Source organism: Psychrobacter sp. HD31, assembly GCF_051097895.1.
Taxonomy (GTDB): domain Bacteria; phylum Pseudomonadota; class Gammaproteobacteria; order Pseudomonadales; family Moraxellaceae; genus Psychrobacter.
Map to the genome: position 1 here is coordinate 942059 of NZ_CP142525.1, position 16717 is coordinate 958775.

General features: G+C 39.9%; 14 protein-coding genes. 8 read left to right on the plus strand and 6 right to left on the minus strand.

The window, feature by feature from the left end; translation table 11 throughout:
- Nucleotides 1-31: 31 nt before the first annotated feature.
- From VH441_RS04090 to VH441_RS04100, 3 genes are all read right to left on the minus strand, one after another.
- Nucleotides 32-1501, minus strand: a complete 1470-nt coding sequence (locus VH441_RS04090) for an APC family permease (RefSeq protein WP_434354209.1) — start codon at nucleotides 1499-1501, stop codon at nucleotides 32-34.
- Between the two features lie 93 nt (nucleotides 1502-1594).
- Nucleotides 1595-2845 carry an aspartate aminotransferase family protein gene (locus tag VH441_RS04095; protein ID WP_434354210.1) on the minus strand — a complete coding sequence of 417 codons (1251 nt, stop codon included), beginning with the start codon at nucleotides 2843-2845 and terminating at the stop codon, nucleotides 1595-1597.
- Nucleotides 2846-2902: 57 nt separating this feature from the next.
- Complete coding sequence (locus VH441_RS04100) at nucleotides 2903-4357, minus strand: NAD-dependent succinate-semialdehyde dehydrogenase (RefSeq protein ID WP_434354211.1); 1455 nt, start codon at nucleotides 4355-4357, stop codon at nucleotides 2903-2905.
- 164 nt (nucleotides 4358-4521) lie between these two features.
- On the opposite strand from VH441_RS04100, the gene VH441_RS04105 reads away from it, so the two are divergent.
- Together VH441_RS04105 and VH441_RS04110 are read left to right on the plus strand one after the other, a co-directional pair.
- The gene (locus VH441_RS04105) at nucleotides 4522-5316 is read left to right on the plus strand and encodes an IclR family transcriptional regulator (protein WP_434354212.1); all 795 of its coding nucleotides are present in this window, start codon (nucleotides 4522-4524) and stop codon (nucleotides 5314-5316) included.
- Nucleotides 5317-5385: 69 nt separating this feature from the next.
- Nucleotides 5386-6186: an IclR family transcriptional regulator gene (locus tag VH441_RS04110; RefSeq protein WP_434354213.1), complete on the plus strand. Its 801-nt coding sequence runs from the start codon at nucleotides 5386-5388 to the stop codon at nucleotides 6184-6186.
- 28 nt (nucleotides 6187-6214) lie between these two features.
- Here the strand turns inward: VH441_RS04110 and VH441_RS04115 are convergent, their stop codons facing one another.
- The 3 genes from VH441_RS04115 to VH441_RS04125 all read right to left on the minus strand — a co-directional run bounded on the left by VH441_RS04115 (nucleotide 6215) and on the right by VH441_RS04125 (nucleotide 10268).
- The gene (locus VH441_RS04115) at nucleotides 6215-7411 is read right to left on the minus strand and encodes a CaiB/BaiF CoA transferase family protein (protein ID WP_434354214.1); all 1197 of its coding nucleotides are present in this window, start codon (nucleotides 7409-7411) and stop codon (nucleotides 6215-6217) included.
- A gap of 95 nt (nucleotides 7412-7506) precedes the next feature.
- Nucleotides 7507-8682 carry an acyl-CoA dehydrogenase gene (locus tag VH441_RS04120; RefSeq protein WP_434354215.1) on the minus strand — a complete coding sequence of 392 codons (1176 nt, stop codon included), beginning with the start codon at nucleotides 8680-8682 and terminating at the stop codon, nucleotides 7507-7509.
- A gap of 296 nt (nucleotides 8683-8978) precedes the next feature.
- Nucleotides 8979-10268, minus strand: a complete 1290-nt coding sequence (locus VH441_RS04125; protein ID WP_434354216.1) for an LD-carboxypeptidase — start codon at nucleotides 10266-10268, stop codon at nucleotides 8979-8981.
- A 177-nt stretch (nucleotides 10269-10445) separates the two neighbouring features.
- Between VH441_RS04125 and VH441_RS04130 the strand changes: the two genes are divergently transcribed.
- From VH441_RS04130 to VH441_RS04155, 6 genes are all read left to right on the plus strand, one after another.
- Nucleotides 10446-10823 (plus strand): YkvA family protein, encoded by a 378-nt coding sequence (locus tag VH441_RS04130; protein ID WP_434354217.1) that lies wholly within the window; start codon nucleotides 10446-10448, stop codon nucleotides 10821-10823.
- Between the two features lie 318 nt (nucleotides 10824-11141).
- Nucleotides 11142-12680, plus strand: a complete 1539-nt coding sequence (dnaQ, locus tag VH441_RS04135; RefSeq protein WP_434354218.1) for a DNA polymerase III subunit epsilon — start codon at nucleotides 11142-11144, stop codon at nucleotides 12678-12680.
- Nucleotides 12681-12799: 119 nt separating this feature from the next.
- Nucleotides 12800-13624, plus strand: coding sequence for a threonine/serine ThrE exporter family protein (locus tag VH441_RS04140; RefSeq protein ID WP_434354219.1), 825 nt, complete (start codon nucleotides 12800-12802; stop codon nucleotides 13622-13624).
- Nucleotide 13625: 1 nt separating this feature from the next.
- Nucleotides 13626-14081, plus strand: a complete 456-nt coding sequence (locus VH441_RS04145; RefSeq protein WP_434354220.1) for a threonine/serine exporter family protein — start codon at nucleotides 13626-13628, stop codon at nucleotides 14079-14081.
- A gap of 173 nt (nucleotides 14082-14254) precedes the next feature.
- Complete coding sequence (locus VH441_RS04150; protein ID WP_434354221.1) at nucleotides 14255-15094, plus strand: RnfABCDGE type electron transport complex subunit B; 840 nt, start codon at nucleotides 14255-14257, stop codon at nucleotides 15092-15094.
- Nucleotides 15095-15349: 255 nt separating this feature from the next.
- Nucleotides 15350-16618: a putative manganese transporter gene (locus tag VH441_RS04155; RefSeq protein ID WP_434354222.1), complete on the plus strand. Its 1269-nt coding sequence runs from the start codon at nucleotides 15350-15352 to the stop codon at nucleotides 16616-16618.
- The last annotated feature ends 99 nt before the right edge of the window (nucleotides 16619-16717 follow it).

Sequence of the window (16717 nt, forward strand, 5' to 3'; positions counted from 1 at the left end):
ATCAGTAATTAATTATTTAAGTTAAATAAGCTTACTTATGTTCAAATGCCTTACTGGTAGGTAATCCATGATCTGCAAGCCATTGCTGGTTTTCTGCTTTAATCGCATTAATTTCTTCATCCATAAACTCTTTACACTTACCTGGTGCTTTTGCTAATGCCATCACATACAATATTAAACCAAGTACCATCCAACCAGCAAAAATAGCCCACTCAACAGGCACTAACGCCGCTGGGCTACCAGGCAAGTACATGTACAATAAAGCAAAGCTTAAAATTAAGGTAATCACACCAATTAATTTACCTGCTGGCAACACAAACGGGCGTACCATATCTGGCTCTTTAAAACGCAATACTAAAAATGCTAATGCCACACAAGTATAAGCAATAACAATACCAAAGCCACCTGCATCAACAATCCAAACCAACATTTTACGACCAAATAATGGGGCAATTGTTGCCAAAAGACCAATCAATAAAATCGCATAAACGGGTGTATTGTATTTTGGGTGTACTTTTGCCAAAGAGTTAGGGAGCATATGCCCTTTTGCCATGGCATACATTAAGCGGCTACCACCCACTAAAAATGAGTTCCAGCTAGATAAAATACCCAAAACGCCGCCTAGTACAAGTAAGTTACCCGCCCATTTACCATTCCACGCATTTGCCATTGCATCGGCCGTTGCAAGAGAAGAATTTTGAGCCTGTTCAAACGTTAAAGTCTGCCCAACACTCCAAGCGATACCCATGTACCAAAGTACAGCAATAACCAATGAGATAATTAAAAACATGGCTATTTTAGGGCGAGTTAAATCAATCTCTTCTGCCGCTTGCGGAATTACATCAAACCCAACAAACATAAATGGCACCATAACAATAACTGTCATAATCCCTGCTGTGCCATCAATAAAACTAGGGGCTTTAAGGCTTGCAAAGCTGGCATCAGGATTAAATAATAAAGCACCAATAAACAGCATAATACCAACAATGGCAATACCTGTTACTGCAATTTTTTGGAACAATGCGCTTACTTTCAAGCCAACAATATTAAGCCAAGTTACGGCAATTGATCCAACCATACCAACAAGTACCCAAGTGGCATAAACATCCCACCCTGCTACATTGTACATAAACCCTTGGTTATAATTGGGGATAAAATATTCAATCACTGTAGGTAGGGCTACAGCTTCAAATGCCACAACCGAGATATAACCAAACAAAATGCTCCATGAGCATAAAAATGACATATGCGTCCCCATTGCCCTGTGGGTATAAATATGTTCACCCCCAGTAATTGGCATAGAGGCTGCTAGCTCAGCATACGTCAGCCCAATCATAATAACGGCAATACCACCCAATAAAAATGCCAGTACTGCCCCCATCACACCTGCTGATTGCACCCAACTACCTGCTAGTACAACCCAGCCCCAACCAACCATTGCACCAAATGCCAATGCAACGATATCTAGGGTATTTAACGACTTATTTAATTTATTTGACATGTAAGTTCCCTCTTAACTATACAAAATAAAAAAGCGTAGGTAACTGCGGATTAAAGCCTTTACCTACGCCAGAAAAACAATCTAACAAATCAATTATAGGCAAGACTTAATAATTTCCAGAGCCTCATCTAGGATTTCTTCTTCGACTGTTAACGGTACCATCACGCGGATAGAGTTAAAATACATACCGCAAGATGCTAAAAGCAGTCCTTTTTCAAACGCGGCGGCTTTTAACGCATTGGTTGCATCAGCATCTGGATTGCCATCTGCATCTACTAAATCAAATGCAAGCATTGCGCCTTTGTAACGAATATTCGCGATTTGCGGTAAATTTAAATCTTTTAAAAAGTTACCAATCTTTTCACCAATGTGTTTACTACGCTCAAGTAAGTTCTCTTCATCAATGACTTCAAGCACTTTTAGTGCAGCTGTTGTACCCAATGGGCTACCCGCATATGTGCCACCCAAGCCACCTGGCTGTGCTGCATCCATAACGTCTGCTTTACCAATTAAGGCTGAGATAGGATAACCACCTGCCAAACTTTTAGCAGAAGTCATTAAATCTGGCTCAACGCCGAGTTGTTCGGTCGCAAATAATGTCCCTGTACGACCAAAGCCACACTGTACTTCATCAAAGATAAGCATAATGCCATGCTCATCACAAATTTCACGCAGCTTTTTAGCATAAGATGGTGTTAACTGATGAAAACCACCCTCGCCCTGAACTGGTTCAACAATCATTGCGGCCACTTCTGAAGGGTCGATGTCACATTTAAAGATCATTTTTAAATCTTCTAGTGCCTCTTCTTCAGTAATCTTATTAGCAGGGCATGGGAATGCAGCGTGATAGATAGACGCAGGCATTGGACCAAAGTTCTTTTTGTATGGCATGACTTTGCCAGTTAATCCCAATGCTAATAGCGTACGGCCATGCCAACCACCACGGAATGCGATAACACCTGGGCGACCTGTTTTTGCACGCGCAATTTTGATCGCATTCTCTACGGTTTCTGCACCTGTGGTTAATAAAAATGCTTTTGCATTCTCAATCGGTGCTCTTTTACACAACTCTTCACAAAGCTGAACATAGCTTTCATAACTGGCGATTTGACCAGCAGTATGTGAAAAGTTTTGGATTTGCTCACTCACTGCCGCAGTAATTTTTGGATGCGTGTGACCTGTATTAAGTACACCAATACCAGCAACAAAGTCGATGTAACGGTTGCCATCAACATCCCAAATTTCACTATTTTTTGCTTTTTGCGCAAAAATTGGAAACGCAATGCCAAGACCTTTTGGCAGTACTTTTAAACGACGCTCTAATAGCGCTTTATTTGTGCTCATAAAAATATCCTTTTATTTCGTAATTTTTAAATTAAACCTTGATAAAATCAAAACAACTTATTTAACGTCTTGACACCAGTATTTGGTGCTAACGTATTCTTCAATACCATATTTAGAGCCTTCACGCCCAAAACCAGACTGTTTAACACCGCCAAATGGCGCAACCTCAGTTGATAGTAACCCTGTATTTTGAGCAACCATGCCATACTCTAGCCCTTCACTAACTTTCCATGAACGAGCCATATTGTTTGTATAAAAATATGCTGCCAGTCCATAAATAGTATTGTTAGCGTGTTCAATAACTTCTTCAGCAGTTTCAAAAATAAATACTGGTGCAATGGGTCCAAAAATTTCTTCACTCGCAATGTCCATTGCTGGCGTAATGTCGGTAATAACCGTTGGGTTAAAGCTAAGGTCAGAGGCACTGTTTTGGTCCCCACCTGCTACTAAGGTTGCCCCTTTATCAATCGCATCTTGCAATAATGCTTGCACTTTTTCTAAAGCCGATTGATTAACAAGCGGACCAACCTCTGTCTCTTCATGTAGTCCGTCACCTACTTTTAGAGCATTTACTTTTTGCGTAAAAATCTCTAAAAATTTGTCTTTAACGCTTGACTGCACATACACACGATTAGCACAAACGCAAGTTTGACCAGCATTACGGTATTTTGAAGCAATTAAGCCCTCAGCCGCTTTTTCTAAATCTGCATCATCAAACACAATAAATGGGGCATTACCACCAAGCTCCATGCTCAATTTTTTAACCGTGCTTGAGCATTCTTCCATCAAGATACGACCCACTTCGGTTGAACCAGTAAATGAGAGTTTATGCACTCGCTTATCTTTGGTTAAAGCTTTACCAATCACTGACGACTTACCTGTAATCACCTGAAAAACACCAGCAGGAATGCCTGCCTGCAAAGCAAGCTCAGCTAAAGCTAAAGCAGAATAAGGTGTTTCGGTCGCTGGTCTTACAACCATAGTACAGCCTGCTGCCAATGCGGGTGCAGCTTTACGAGTAATCATTGCAGATGGGAAGTTCCACGGAGTGATTGCGGCACAAACACCGACAGGTTGTTTTAAAACAACATAGCGTAAATCTGGATTTGCTGCTGGGATAACATCGCCATAAACGCGTTTTGCTTCTTCTGCAAACCAGCGTACAAAACTGTTGGCATAAGCAATTTCACCACGCGACTCTTTTAGTGGCTTACCTTGCTCGGTTGTCATAATCACAGCTAGGTCTTCTTGGTTTTCATCAATCAAATCAGCCCACTTATTAAGTAAGTCACTACGCTGTTTGGCTGTCATTTTAGCCCAACTATGCTGAGCACTATCCGCACACTCAACTGCTTTTGTGGCTTCCTCAAAACTTAAGTTGGGGATGGTACCAATTTTTGTTCCGTTAAATGGGTTAGTTACATCAGTGGTGTCGCCACTTGCGGCATTTTGCCATTCGTTATTAATAAAACAGGCGGTTTTAAATAATGCTGGGTTCTTTAGATTCTGCATGACATTTCCATCCTTGACTTTATAGGGGATATTTGTTCATAATACTGAACAATAATTCTTTATATAGAACATAAAGGATTATAAGATTTGTGACATTAATTTGACAAGTATTATTTAACCAAATTGTAAACTTTTTTTTATTAACGCTTTTAGAGCCGTAAAATATGACAACCAAGCAAACAAAGAACACCTCAAATAGCAGTAATGTACCTGCATTAGACAAAGCATTTTTGATTTTAGATTACCTAACCGCAATAAATCAGCCTGTTTCTGCTTCACAAATAGCCAAAGACTTAAATATGGCACGTAGCAGTACGCACAACTTATTAAGTACTATGACCAATAAAGGGGTACTACACAAAGATGCCCATAACCTATTTACGCTGGGTTCATACTTATTGTATTGGTCGGGTAAATTTCAGTCTCAGCAAGATATTATTTCGTTATTTCATGAAACCATGACTCAATTCCCTTTTTTGATGGAACAAACTGTCACCCTCTCAAGCTTAGATGAACAAACTGGAGAAGTGGTTTTTTTAGCCTGCCATGAAAGCCCTGCCCCACTTGGGTTTACTTTTCGTCCGGGTATCCGTGTTCCTGCCACCTTCTCGGCATCGGGTAAAGCCATGCTGTCAACTTTTGAAATTGAAGAAATAAAAGCCATGTATGCTCATGCCATGCCTAAGGCATTAACACCTTACAGTGTGACAAATTTTGAGCAACTAGAAGAAGAGCTAATTAAAGTAAGAGCTGACAAAACCTCATTGGATGATGGTCAGTTACGTGAAGGTATGTATTGTGTTGGCACCCATATTTTAGACAATACAGGCAAGCCCATTGCAGGCGTTGCTGTTAGTTTTGTAAAAACCGAATATGAAAAAAAACGGATAAAAACCAGCAAAGCATTAGTGGCACTTGCTATACTTATAGAGCAGCGCATTAGTTTTAAAAAAAGCTAACATCGGCATTAGCCCCCATTTAAAACCAACTAAACAAATATTTAAAAAATAATATAGCAACGTATAAAAATGACACAAAACACCACTAACCTTAGCATTGAAAATCTACAAAATAGCGATAAAAAACTAATCGCTTCCTTAGTTAAGGGACTGGTTGTTTTAAACTGCTTTAAAGATGGCAACCACAAACTCACGCACCAACAAGTTTGTAACCAAACTGGCTTGCCCAAAGCCACTGCAACACGGCTACTATACACCTTAGTCTATTGCCAATATTTAACTCACAACAAACAAACGGGCGATTACTACTTAGGTAAGCAAGCCCTAAAAATGGGTGGACAAATCGCAATGCAATCCGACATCAGCCAACTTGCCTTGCCTTTATTAAAACAATTTGCGCAAAAATATGAAACCTCTGTCAATATTGCAAGTCACCAAGCAGGTATGATGCAATATTTGGCGTGTTATCGCAGCCCTTCACGCATATCTGTTAATTTAAAAGTGGGGTCTCAAGTTCCGTTAGAGCAAACCGCCATTGGTCGAGCTTTTTATGCCTGTGCAAGCACTGAGGTAAAACAGGCAATCACTCATCACCTGCAACAACGAATCAGCAATAAAACAGACTATGAAAATGCTATTGATCTACTTGAAAAACAAGAACAGCAATATCAAAAACAAGGGTTTAGTATTTCTAGTGGTGACTATTCTAGTGAGATATTAGCGGTTGCGGTTGCCATTAAAAATGGGGAACGCCTATTTGCAGTTAACGCCAGCGTGCCAAGCAGTTATTGGAAAGAAGACGACCTTATTAATAAGATCGTCCCCGCATTAAAAGATTTAGCCAATCAAATCAGTGAGATTATTCAATAATCACGCTTAAAAACCTTTAATTAAGCCGTTAAATAATCCCTTGTGCCTGCATGCTCTTAATTTCATCATCAGCATATCCCAACTCCTGCAATATTATTTGAGTATGTTCTCCAAGTTTGGGTGGCGGGGTAACATATTGCACTGGTGTTTGCGAGAGTTTAATTGGGCTACCCAACGCTTTAACTGGGCTGTTTTTAAATTTAACCACCATCTCACGATGTTGTACTTGTGGCAACGCAACTGCCTCGGCAATATTGTTGATTGAACCACATGGCACACTTGCCTGCTCAAACTTTTGTAACCAATAATCACGCGGTTGCTTCGCAATTTCAGATTGCATAAGCAAAATAAGCTCATCTCGGTTAGCAACACGTTCTGGATTGGTTGCAAACTTTTGCTGTTGATGCCAAACTTGTTGCATCGCCTGACAAATTTTTTCAAATTGTTTGTCATTTCCACATGCCAAAATAAAGTGACCATCACTACTTTCAAATACTTGATACGGCACAATATTTGGGTGTGCATTACCCAGCCTTGGTGGGACAGCATCTGTTGCTAAGTGGTTCATTCCCACATTGGCAAGCATGGCAATCGCACTATCCATAAGTGCCACATCAACATGTTGCCCTTCACCTGTTAAAGTCCTTGCCAATAAGGCAGATTGTATACCAATGGTTAGTTGTAACCCTGCAAACAAATCTACCACGGCAACCCCAACTTTATGAGGTTCAGCATCCGCTGGTCCTGTAATGCTCATTAAACCCGACATACCTTGGATAATATAATCATAACCTGCTTTGTGGGCATCCACACCTGTTTGCCCAAACCCTGTTAGCGAGGCATACACCAATTTAGGGTTAATCTGCTTAACACTCTCGTAATCTAGCCCATATTTTTTTAGGTTACCTACTTTAAAGTTTTCTACCAATACGTCAGCATCTTCTAGCATTTTTTTGATAATGGCTTGTCCTTCAGGCTTTGACATGTCCACCGTTAGAGAGCGTTTATTGCGGTTAACCGTGGCAAAATATGCACTGGTTTTTTCTCCCTCATCACTTTCAAACGTTGGTGGTGACCAATGGCGAGTTTCATCTCCAATATTTGGGCGTTCTATTTTTATTACCTCTGCGCCTAAGTCAGCCAATACTTGGGTGCATGATGGACCTGCCAACACGCGAGATAAATCGACAACTTTAATGCCTTGTAATGATTGTATGTTTTGCATTTATCTTTTTCCATTTTAATAACGCTGTTAAACTTAAAAAAGTCGCTAACCAATTTATAGGCAGCGACTTTTATATCTATTTAACCAACTGTTGGTTAGCCAAAGGCTGCAATATCAGTTTGCGCACGACCCAAAATTAGGGCGTGTACATCATGCGTACCTTCATAAGTATTAACTGCTTCTAGGTTCATCACATGACGGATAACATGGAACTCATCACTAATGCCATTACCGCCGTGCATATCACGAGCAACACGGGCAATGTTAAGTGCCTTACCACAGTTGTTACGTTTGATTAATGAAATCATTTCTGGCGCAGCTTTACCTTCATCCATTAAGCGACCAACACGCAGTGCTGCCTGTAAACCTAAGCTAATTTCGGTTTGCATGTCAGCAAGTTTTAGTTGTACTAGCTGAGTCGCTGCTAGCGGGCGATTAAACTGTTTGCGGTCTAATGTATATTGACGTGCCGCCTTCCAGCAAAATTCTGCAGAACCCATTGCGCCCCATGCAATACCATAACGTGCTTTATTTAAGCAACCAAATGGACCTTTTAAACCACGAATATCTGGGAAGGCATTTTCTTCTGGTACAAACACATCTTGCATCACAATCTCACCAGTGATTGAAGCACGTAGTGAAAATTTACCTTCAATTTTAGGCGCAGACAAACCTTCCATGCCTTTTTCTAGCACAAAACCACGGATGTCACCTTCATCATCTTTTGCCCAAACAACAAACACATCCGCAACTGGTGAGTTAGTAATCCACATTTTGCTGCCTTTAAGCTGATAACCGCCTTCAACTTTTCTGGCACGTGTTTCCATAGAACCAGGATCAGAACCGGCATTAGGCTCAGTTAAACCAAAACAACCAATGTACTCACCTGTCGCAAGTTTTGGTAGATACTTTTGTTTTTGCTCTTCGGTACCGTATGCCCAAATAGGATGCATCACCAAACTTGACTGCACACTCATGGCACTACGATAACCTGAATCAACTGCCTCAACCGCACGGGCAATTAATCCGTAAGCAACGCTTGATAAACCAGCACAGCCGTATCCATCAATGGTTACGCCCAATAAACCAAGCTCACCCATCTTGCGCATAATATTCGTATCAAAGGTTTCGTTGCGGTTTGCATCTGTTACAACAGGCATTAGCTCATTTTGGCAAAACTCAACTGCCGAACGGTAAACAAGGCGTTCTTCTTCGGTTAGTTGTTGCTCTAGCAAAAATGCGTCATCCCAGTTAAATGTTGGTCGTGCCATGATATTATCCTCATAAAAAACAGTTAAAAGCTCGTTTCACCAAAACTTTTAGATAACCATCATTTATTGGCATTAAAAGTTATAGCGTTAAGATACTTTGTTTTTAATTATAGTTTCATATAGTAAAACTATAATTTCACTCAATAAAACTATTAAACCAAATTTCATCCTTTGTGTAAATATTTAACTGCAAAAATTAAAATAAAAATTTACTTGGCATAAAAAAACCACGCTTAAAAGCGCGGTTTTTTTGGTTCACTATTTTTAGTTTTAAACAAATAAAGGTTATAAAGTGCTTAAGCACTCAATGCTGGCTCATAAATCAAACCAGCATCAATTGTTGGGTAGTTTGCAAACCTTAAATCAAAACCACTGCTGTTAGGCACAATGGTGCAATCACAGCCCATTGGAAAACTTTGCTTTTTACTCACATGCCCAAAGGCAACACCACTATAAATAGGTAAACCCGTCACTTTGTGCAGCTCTTTAATAACCGCTGCCACATCATAACTGGGGTCATACCCATCACTACCACTACGTGCCATTGCACCAAAAACAATGGCTTGCTGGTTTTTAAATACACCTGCTAGGTGTAAATCATACAACATGCGTTCAAGCCTATATGGTTGCTCACCCACTTCTTCAATAAACACAATGCCACCACGAGGGTTTGGCATATAGCTGCTGCCAGCTAGTGCTGACAACACACTTAAATTACCACCCCAAATGGTACCACTAATGCGTTGACTTGGACGTTTAGAAAGAATGGTTGGTAACTTATATGAGGTTTTATTACTGCGGTAGGTAGAAATTAATAAGTTTTTATCCGTCACTGCTTTTACAAAGCCAGCGCACGAAATCGGGTCAGGCTTATACTTACCAAACTCACTGTATGCCATTGGCAAGTTTGCGCTACCCATACCACCTTTTGCCAGCAAAGCACACTGAATTGCGGTAACATCGCTAAACCCACCCACAATGGTTCCACGTTCTTTTAATACGCTCCCTAGTTTAGCCCAACTTACCTTATCTAAAATACGCATCGCTCCATAGCCACCACGCACACCTAACAGCAATTTAGGCGCTTCTACATGCCCATTCGCAATATATTGAAAATCGTTCGTACGCTCTTGATCACTGCCACCAAAACGGTAATATTTTCGATTTAATATTTCTGGATTTTGTACATTAAAACCAGCACAAGTTAATCGTTTAATGGCTAAATTGTTGCGCTCATGCATACCACTGCTTGTGTTTGAACTAGAAAACAAACGGGTATCAATTACAGCAGCATTACAAGTTTTTGCAGGCTCATAAGCTTCTTGATAACCATCTTGGTAGTCAGAGCCTGTTGCGTTAAAATTAAAATCACGGTTGTTGGTAAATCCGCCAGACTCGCCAGAATAGCCTATTAGCTCAGCTCTACTAGGTAAGCAAACGCCTGCGCTAATCGCACCAACACCAAGCCCTAGCCCTTTTAAAAAAGTTCTACGATTAGCCTTGCTTACTTTATGACAAGCCTCGTCATCTTTAATGTAACTGACCTCTGTACTTTGTTTTTGATTTATTTTTTGTTTTGAGCGCATCGTGACTGCCTGTTATGTTTTTTCATGTAATATTTTATTGATAATATAGCCAACAGATACCATAATAGCCTTGTATCGCTAGCATCAATCGATAAATGCAATAATATAACATTATTGCAAAAATGCTATGCACGGTAAAGTAACAGTTTGTCAGTTTTATATAACGGAGAGCTAACCATGAGCATTCAAGATAATATTAAAAAATTAATCAGTAATGAAGAATCTGTAGAAAATAAATTAAAAAATAAACGAGGGCTTGAACGTTTTTTAGAAGACGTGAAAACACTTATGAGCCTCGTTAAGGACTACCGTGCTGGTGAGTATAAAAAAATCCCATTAAAAACCATTGCCGCTGCCGCAACGGGTGTTTTATATGCGGTTAATCCAATTGACATCATTCCAGACTCATTGCCTGTAGTTGGTGCAATTGATGATGTGATGGTACTGGGTTTTTGTTTAAAAATGATGGAGAGTGACCTAGCCAAATACCGTCGTTGGAAAGCACAGCAAACAAATGCTCAAAAAACAGCCGAAACAGTCACACCAAACGCATAGGCTTAAATATTTAAAGAAGGTTTCTTGTAAGCCAGTGCTGAGTGATAACCGCCCAAAACCTATTAAATGGACATCATTTATAATTTTGCGGTGGTTTTATTGTTATAATATTTGACTAAACCATTTATCTAACGTTTTTATCAAGCACAAAACAACTAAAACGTGGCTTAACTAAAAATGTAAAAAACAAAGCGATTAAAGGGCTATCAGCCGTCATTGATACAAGAATCATTGACACAATTTTGCGCCATAGCCCATCATATTAATCGACATACCATATCTATTTTTACCAAAATTTTACCCAACATTGAGGCAAATATGTCTGAGTATCCCTTAACCCCTAAAGCAAATACCACCATTGCCTATACCGATGGCGCATGCAAAGAAAACCCAGGCATTGGTGGCTGGGGTGCCTATTTAATATTTGCAGATGGCACAACCCAAGAGTTATATGCTGGCGAGCAACAAACCACCAACAATCGTATGGAGCTAACCGCAACGATTGAAGCTATTAAAAACAGCCCTAGCGCACATTTGCTTGAAATATGGACAGACTCAAGCTATGTAAAAAATGGCATTACCCAATGGATTAATGGTTGGAAAGCAAAAGGCTGGAAAACTGCCAACAAAAAACCAGTTAAAAATCAAGATTTATGGCAACAATTAGATGAACTTAACCAAGCAAGAAACATTGATTGGAACTGGATAAAAGGGCATGCAGGACACGCTGGTAATGAAAAGGCAGATGAACTTGCCAACCAAGGTGTGTTAAATCCAGAAGGCAATCTGCAAAATTCTGCCAAGCCTAATAATCAAAAAAACCAACATAGTGATGACTGGTTAAGTAACGACCCACTGGGTTTTTTAGATGACGAGGACATCAGTGATGACTTATATGAAGAAAGCGATGAAAAAAGCATTGATAATGACTTTACAAACAATGCTCAAAAAGAAGCTGAAGAATTAGAAAAAGTGGCATCAGCAAACATTACTGAACCATTATCTTCTAATATCGAAACCAACGATATCGAATCTAGCAATGAGCGTTTGCACACTGATATTTATGAAGATGAGGCTGACTTACCAAAGTTTGATGGCGATACCAGCAAAGCTAACCCTTATTTTCGTCCCATGTTGCCTACCCCTATCAACAAAGGCAAAAACAACCGCCAGTTGATTATGGATACCGAGACCACAGGGTTTGAATACATGAACGATGACCGCATTATCGAAGTCGGTATTGTTGAAATGGTTGGGCGCAAATTTACGGGTGAAAAACTACACGTTTACATCAACCCTAATCGTAAAGAACCTATGAGCGAAGAAGTTATTCGTGTTCATGGTATTACCGATGCCTTTTTAGAAGACAAACCAACATTTGATAAAGTTGCCAAGCAAGTGTTTGAGTTTATGCAAGGTGCTGAAGTCATTGCACATAACGCAAACTTTGATATGAACTTTTTGGATATGGAGTTTACTAAAGCTGGTTTGCCCAGGCTGTCTGACCATGCAAAAGTAACCGACTCACTTGCCCTTGCTAAACACCAATATCCAGGGCAAAAAAACACCCTTGATGCTTTGGTGCGCCGCCTAAACGTGGGGAAGCAAGATCGTACATTCCACGGCGCTTTGTTGGACTCCGAGATTCTTGCAGAAGTCTACCTAGCGATGACGGGTGGGCAAGTCTCCTTGGCAATTGATGACGATAGCAATGCCGATGGCGATACTGCCCATGCACATTTTGAAGCACTGGCAAATTTGTTAATTGCAGATACCAGCGACAGTGGCGAACATGCAAAATGGCTTGAAAAAATTAGCGGTAAATTCCCAGCAGTAAAAACCGTTTGGGAAGGTTAATCTTTTTATGAATTGATAAAAGGCTGGGTATTGCCCACCATTTTTTGTTAAAATTTTTAATGCGACATACAACTAAGAGATGATAACAAAACCAATATAACCATTTTATTTATGCCACTATGACCAAAAGCATACAAAAGTCTTTACCTTTTATGCCCTATGAGGAGCAGCAACAAATTACACGCCTTTGTGTTCGTTGCGGCTTATTACTCATGCAATATGGCGCAGAGTCTGCCGTGGTGGTCGATTTAACCAAACGCCTTGGTATTGCCTTGGGCGTGGCAAGTGTTGAATGTGCCGTATCCTTTAATGCCCTAACGTTAACCACCCTTTACAACGGGCGGTGCATTACCACAACACGTGATACGGTTAACCAAGGCATTAATGTCAATATTTTGGTGCAAATACAGCAAATTGTTAGCACCGTAGAATCTGCCCATCGCAGTGCCGACACACAAGATGATTTAATTGCCGACACCCAAACTAACTTTGACCTAATGGACAGAGACGTTTATCCCCCTTGGGCAGTTGCCATGGCGGTTGGTGGTTCTTGTGCCGGTTTTGCTTACTTAAATGGTGGTAATTTTAGCATTACAGCCGTTACTTTTGTTGCTGGTTTTATTGCCATGCTCATGCGGATTCATTTTAGTAAACGCTACTTAAACGTGTTTGTTAGTGTCATTTTAACCGCGTTTATTGCCTCTTTAATTGGGGCAACCACCTACTTTTTTGAAGCAAGCAGTTATGCCGAAATTGCAGTTGCCTCTAGCGTACTCTTGTTGATTCCAAGCTTTCCGATGATTAATGCCATGTCAGATATTTTAAAAGGCTATGTCAATATGGGCGTTGCTCGTTCTATTTTTACATTTATGTTGGTATTATCTGCCTGCGTGGGCATTGTGTTTGCTTTGTTGTTATTACAAATTCAAAATTGGGGGTTATAAAATGGTTTGGCTTATTGAATCCATTATTTTATCCTGCATCATTACCCTAGGTTGGACGCTGATGTTCACCGTGCCTCGCCGTTATATTTTGCCTTGTTTATTGATGACAGCATTTGGGTTTGGTTTAAAAACCATACTAGTAGAAATCAATGTGCATTTAATTTTTGCCACCTTTTTTGGGGCGATGACAGCCAGTTTTTTGGGTGTTTATTATTCTAAAAAATTTACCCTACCACCCAAGGCACTTATTGCACCAAGTGTGATTTGTTTGATGCCAGGTATTGTTGCCTATAAAGCAATGGTGAGTATGGTACAAATTGGCTATTTTGGTTTTTCTATGGATTTATTTTCTCAAATGATGACTTACTTTTTTGAGGCAATTTTTGTGACTTCAAGCCTAGTACTGGGCTTATCTATCCCCGGTATTTTGTTTTATCGCCGCCGTCCAATTGTTTAATTTACTCATTTTTTGTTAACTAACTAAAATTGTTATCAGGGCGCACTAAATACATTTTAGCAGCGCACTTTTAAATGCGGCAACACCACTTTAAAGTAATCAATGCTATAATATTCCCCCTATCAATCTAACTAAAATCGTCCGTTCCCTTTTTAGCAACTTTAGCAACAATCATGCCAAGCACACAAACCAACAACACACAACGCTTACAAAAACTGCCCATTCTTTTTGATGAGTTGGGCTTGTCTGCGTTGTCTGATGATGAACTGCATAAAATTGCCCAAATAGACAGCCATCTCCCACAAACCCAATGTGGACTGTGTGACCATGCCGAAGGTTGTTTGCCCTATGCGCATGCGATTGTGGTTAAAGGAGAGGCGCACAACAAATGTGTGCCAGGGGGACAAGCAATTACTGATATTTTGGGCAACCTGCTTGGCAGAGAAAAACTAATCGCTAAGCCCTCAAAATGGCCAATCAATGAGCACACCGCCCGCCCTAACGAAGTAAGAGCCGTAATTATAGAAGACGACTGCATTGGTTGTACCAAGTGTATTCCTGCTTGTCCTGTCGATGCCATCATCGGCACAGGCAAACACATGCACACTATTTTTACTGACCTTTGTACTGGGTGCGAGCTGTGCCTTGCACCTTGCCCTGTTGATTGTATTGAACTCGTGCCAATTGAACACACACCAAGCCCTATCGAACGTGAGCAAGAACAAAACCACTTACGCAAGCGTTATCATACACATTTGAATCGAGTTGCCAAACAAATGCAAGACAGCACAAACACAAAGCCAGTCGTTAGCATGGTAGAAAGCAAACTTGCCAGCACCGCTAATGCCAGCCTAGATATTAATGAAACTCAAGCAAAAAAAGCCATTGCGGCTGCCAAACTACGCACCAAAATTAAAAAGTTAGAAAAACAACTGGCTGTAAGAGCTAACGCAAAAAAACAAGCCGAAATAGAAGCGTTAAAAGCAGAATTGAACAGTTTTGACGCGTTATAGAATTATCAAGTACAAATAACCCCATTCATAAAATAACAGCCTTCTCCTTTATAACCTGTTAGCAACTTCTTTTAGTAGCTGCTATTTACAGCCAGTTTTTTACCTATAACTACGCTTATATCCATAACAATAACAATGTTTTTGTTGAGTTTTATTTTTAGATGATTATAATAATAATGATTATAGTTATTATTTACACTAATAACTTTGCTTATATTAGCCAGCATCACTCATTAAATTTTAGAAAATAAAAACATGTATAAAACCACTGCCGTAAAAACTGACACTGTAAAATTTGCAAATATCAGCATACCAAAGAAACATCTTCGGGTTGCGATACCTATGTTGTTAGTTTTTTTATATGTTTTTGCACCCTCATTTCGCGCAAGCTTTCTTGCAACGGTTGCCGATGCTTATATTAATGTAGGCGTATTTGTGGCGTTAACCCTTTTTATTTATTACACTGCCGAAAAGGTTTTTGGTTTTGACATTAGCAAGCTCAAAGCCAAGCCTGCTTGGCAACAAATTAGCATTGCCTCAATTTTGGGGGCATTACCTGGGTGTGGTGGTGCCATTATTGTTGTGTCACAATATGCTGCTGGGCATATTAGTTTTTCGGCTTTTGTGGCAGTGTTGGTTGCCACAATGGGAGATGCTGCTTTTTTAATATTAGCGAAATCACCGAAAATAGGCATGTTGGTGGTTTGTACTGGCTTAATTATGGGCATTATATCGGGCTTAATTGTTGATAAAATACATGGCGCTGAATTTTTAAGGCAAAGCACAACTGGCGACGAAGCACAAATTGAAAATGAACAACGAGCAATATTGCCTATCCCCCATTATCAATCGTTTTTATGGTTGCTCTTATTGGTTGTGGCAACCCCTTTTACGCTACTTTCTGCGTTTCAAGTTGAGGTATCACCAATCACTTTATTTGGTCATCAAGCAGAGTTACCTTTAATGATTGGTGCCGCAGCAGCCGTGCTATCAATATTAATGTGGTCATTATTACCACTTAAATTTTCTTATAAAAGCTTAGTGGCAGAAGACAGTGTCGCCAGCAAATCGGATAATATGCCTTTTAAAACAGGAAGCAATACAAATCAATGCAATACTAAGGCTTCATCGTTTACTCAAATGACAGCTAAAGTCGTCCATGACACGAATTTTATTATGGTTTGGGTCATCATTGCTTTTTTACTATTTGAGATTTTTATCCATTTTACAGGGGTTTCTTTAGAAGGCTTATTTACTGGTAGTAACGCTGGCTTTTTATGGCTAGCACCATTACTTGGTGTCTTAATTGGTTTTTTGCCAGGTTGTGGTCCTCAAATTATTGTCGCATCCCTATATTTACAGGGTGTTGTGCCAATATCAACTTTGTTAGGTAATGCGATTAGTAACGATGGTGATGCCTTGTTCCCCGCTCTGGCACTTGCGCCTAAGGCTGCTATTATCGCCACCGCTTATAGTGCCATACCTGCTTTGATTGTGGCTTATAGTGTTCAATACTTTTTCTGATGATATGATTACTTACATGATTTAATTAAAAATTAAAATAGCTTTAGGCAAGTTTCAGCTCGATTCAAATTTGTTTCATTAGTTGCTTGATAGTAAAAT